The sequence below is a fragment of the Pseudomonas sp. P5_A12 genome (genome assembly GCF_056400685.1).
In genome coordinates this window covers 1-3,442 of sequence record NZ_JBFUKU010000424.1, presented here as the reverse complement: position 1 = coordinate 3,442, position 3,442 = coordinate 1, and the positions used below count along the sequence as shown (strand labels likewise).

Below are 3,442 nucleotides of genomic sequence, written 5' to 3'. Positions count from 1 at the left end.
GCCATCGATCTGCGTCAGCGAAATATCGTAAAGGTCGTTACTCATCTGTCTGCCTCGTGCAGTTGTGCTTCAAAGGGTACGGCCGATGATTTCTTTCATGATCTCCGAGGTGCCGCCATAGATGCGTGCAACTCGGGCGTCGACCCAGGCGCGGCTGATTTTGTATTCGCTCATGAAGCCGTAGCCGCCATGCAGTTGCAGGAACTCGTCGAGCAGTTTGCCCTGCATCTCCGAACCCAGCAGCTTGGCCATTGCAGCGATTTCGGGGGTCAACTCGCCGCGCATTACCTTGGCCAGGCAGTCGTCGACAAACACCCGCAACATGGTGGCCTGAGCCTTGGCTTCAGCCAGCTTGAAACGGGTGTTCTGGAAGTCGAGAACCGGTTTGCCAAAGACTTTGCGCTCTCGGGTGTAACCGATGGTTTCTTCCAGAAGCGTGTCGATCGATTGAGCAGCACGGATAGCAATGATCAAGCGTTCCCAGGCCAATTGGTGAGTCAGGTATTTGAACCCCATCCCCTCCTCGCCCAAGCGATTACCAACCGGCACCCGCACCTCATCAAAAAACAGCTCGGCGGTGTCCTGCCCTTTCAGGCCAATCTTTTCCAGCAGTCGACCCTTGGCGAAGCCAGCACGGCTTTCTTCGACGCAGATCAAGGTCAGCTCTTTGGCCGCCGGATCCATCTTGGTGGCAGTGACCACCAGACCCGCATTACCGCCGTTGGTGATGAAGGTTTTCTGGCCGTTGACGATGTAGTCATCACCGTCACGCCGTGCCGAAGTGCGCATGGCTCGCAGGTCGCTGCCAATACCCGGCTCGCTCATTGCGATCACGCCAATCAATTCGCCGCTGACCATGCGTGGCAGCCATTGTTGCTTCTGCTCTTCGGTACCGTAGGCAACGATGTAAGGGGTGACGATTTCCGAGTGAGTGGTGAAACCCACGGCGGTAGCGTTGGCTCGCGCCAGTTCTTCGATCATTACCGCCGAGTGACCGAAGTCGCCTCCCGGGCCGCCGTATTCTTCGGGCACCGTGGAGCATAACAATCCGTTCTCACCAGCCTTGAGCCAGACTTCCTTGGGAACGATGCCGTTTTTTTCCCACTCATGCAGGTAGGGCACGATTTCGCGGTCGACGAAACGGCGGGCCTGATCACGGAACATGTTGTGGTCTTCACGAAATACGCCACGCATCTTGCTTACTCCAGATCGATTCTTGTTGTTGGCAATGAGTAATCAGCGGTCCCGGTATTGCGGGTCGCGCTTGTCGACAAACGCAGCCACCGCTTCCTGATGGTCCTCGGTGTGATGCGCCAGCGCCTGGTACGCAGCAGACAACTCCAGTAGCGAGTCAAGTCGCATATGTTGGCCTTCGCGCAGCAGGCGCTTGCACAGGCGCAACGCATGGCCCGGGTTGCTGGCGATCCGCCGCGCCAAGGCTTGCGCTTCCGACTGCAGGGTTTCGTGGGTGCAGACTTGCTCGACCAGGCCCCATTCCAGCGCTTTGGTCGCATCGATAGCGTCACCGGTGAACGCCATCAGGCTGGCTTTCGGGATGCCGATGATGCGCGGCAACAGCCAGGCGCCGCCGTCACCCGGAACAATGCCCAGACGCACGAAACTCTCGGCGAAGATCGCCTTGGGCGCCGCCAGACGGATATCGCACATGCACGCCAGATCGAGACCCGCACCAATCGCCGGGCCGTTTACCGCGGCGATTACTGGAATATCCAGCTCATAGATCGCCAAGGGAATACGCTGAATGCCATCACGGTAGGTATTGCGCAGTTCATAAGGCGAGCCGGCGAAGATGCCACCGCGCTCGTGCATATCCTTGACGTTGCCGCCGGCACAGAACGCGCTGCCGTTGCCAGTGAGCACCATGACCCGCACAGAGGTGTCGCGACGCAGTTGCGCGCAGAGGTCGACAAACTCCTGAATCTGCTCAGGTGTAGTCAGGGCATTGCGGGTATCGGGATGGTTCATGCGCACAGTGACGATACCGCCCTCGCGCTCAATCTGAAGAAACTGGCTCATGCCGGATTACTCGCAAGACGGGTTAATGATTGTTGGCCATGACCGGTCAGTAACGGCCAATACCCCTCGCTGCCACTCTGGCAAACCCGGACGCCAAGACGTTGGCTCCAAAGGCTGGCCGAACCGAATTCACTGCGCCACGCCCACAACCGGCGGGTGTGCAAATGCAGGGGATATTCCTCGGTAAAGCCAATGGCACCGTGCACCGAATGGGCAAAGCCGGCGCCAACACTGGCCGCTTCTGCCGTGCTGATTTTTGCGGCAGCAATGGTTAACGCGGCGAGTCCACAACGGGATTCTACGAAGGCCGCCTCGGCGGCAATCCCGGCGGCGGCGGCTTGTTCAGCGAATACCGCCAGTTGCTGTTGAATGGCCTGGAAGGAACCGATGGCCTTACCGAACTGCTTGCGCTCACCGGCATAGTTGGCGGTCATGTCCAACAAAGCGTGCAATGCCCCGGCGGTCTGGGCCGAGCGCAGCATCGCGCCACCCAGCTCCAGGACATTGGCGTCAAACCCTTCGGGTAGCGGCGCGTGCGCCAGCACCTGTGCGCTGGTAAAACCCAGGTCATCGCGCGGTTCTCCCGCCACATTCAGACTCAGCGTGAGTTCACTGGCAGCACTGCGCGCAAGCAACACCACATGCGGAGTACCGGTTGCGCTATTGGCAATCGCTACGATCGCTTCAACATTGCGCCCCCAAGGCACTGAATAGACGGTGCCATAGACGCGCTCACCCTCAAGCTTAAGATCGGCGTGAGCGGCCATGCTCAGGGCGCCCGTCCGCCCCTCCAGCCCGGCCTTGCTCAGCAGCCAATTAGCAAACAGGGCCTCACCCAACGGTGCAGGAACTGAAAAGCGCCCGGCCGCACGGACCAGCACATACATATCAGCCCAACTGGCTTCGGCACCGCCCAGCGCTTCGCTGACACCCGCCAAGGTAAAACCCGACTCGTCCAGCGCAGACCATAACTCGGCCGGCCATTCGCCGCCTTCACACCCCATCACATAAGCCGGTGTCGCCAAATCGGCAAACAGGCGTTCAATGGTCGTTTCAAATATTTCGCGCATTATCGCAACCCCAAGCCGCGGGCAATGATGCCGCGCAGAATTTCGCGGGTGCCCCCACGCAGTGAGAATGAGGGGGCCATTTGTGTCAGGTAAGCCAGCACGCGCGCATGTTCGCTGCCGCCGTCTTGCCGTGGCTCGGTTTCCAGCAATAGCTGGGCAACTTCGGGAATTTCCTGCTCAAAGGCATTGCCGAGGTCTTTCACGCAGGAGGCTGCCCAAGCTGGGTGCTCACCGGCTGCCAGTTGTGCCGTGACCGACAATGACATATTGCGCAGTGTCAGCAGCTTGGCTGAAAGACGCCCGATCTCTCGCGCTTGTAACGCGTTGGGTGTCTT

At 59.5% G+C, this 3,442-nt stretch carries 3 protein-coding genes and 1 pseudogene; all 4 read right to left on the bottom strand.

The window, feature by feature from the left end; translation table 11 throughout:
- Nucleotides 1-69: 69 nt before the first annotated feature.
- Complete coding sequence (locus tag AC1DSG_RS29220) at nucleotides 70-1,194, bottom strand: acyl-CoA dehydrogenase family protein (protein WP_007943808.1); 1,125 nt, start codon at nucleotides 1,192-1,194, stop codon at nucleotides 70-72.
- A 42-nt stretch (nucleotides 1,195-1,236) separates the two neighbouring features.
- Entirely contained in the window at nucleotides 1,237-2,037 is an 801-nt protein-coding gene (locus tag AC1DSG_RS29215; RefSeq protein WP_477793975.1) for a crotonase/enoyl-CoA hydratase family protein, read from the bottom strand.
- Nucleotides 2,034-3,107 (bottom strand): acyl-CoA dehydrogenase family protein, encoded by a 1,074-nt coding sequence (locus AC1DSG_RS29210; RefSeq protein WP_477793974.1) that lies wholly within the window; start codon nucleotides 3,105-3,107, stop codon nucleotides 2,034-2,036. Before AC1DSG_RS29210 ends, AC1DSG_RS29215 begins: the two co-directional genes overlap by 4 nt.
- Nucleotides 3,107-3,442: pseudogene (locus tag AC1DSG_RS29205) on the bottom strand (acyl-CoA dehydrogenase family protein); the annotation flags it as partial. The gene AC1DSG_RS29210 and the pseudogene AC1DSG_RS29205, both read right to left, overlap by 1 nt.

What these genes read in the sequence shown, in the direction of transcription:
- AC1DSG_RS29220 (WP_007943808.1), bottom strand. Translation starts at nt 1,194, where the DNA reads ATGCGTGGCGTATTTCGTGAAGACCACAACATGTTCCGTGATCAGGCC.
- AC1DSG_RS29215 (WP_477793975.1), bottom strand. Translation starts at nt 2,037, where the DNA reads ATGAGCCAGTTTCTTCAGATTGAGCGCGAGGGCGGTATCGTCACTGTG.
- AC1DSG_RS29210 (WP_477793974.1), bottom strand. Translation starts at nt 3,107, where the DNA reads ATGCGCGAAATATTTGAAACGACCATTGAACGCCTGTTTGCCGATTTG.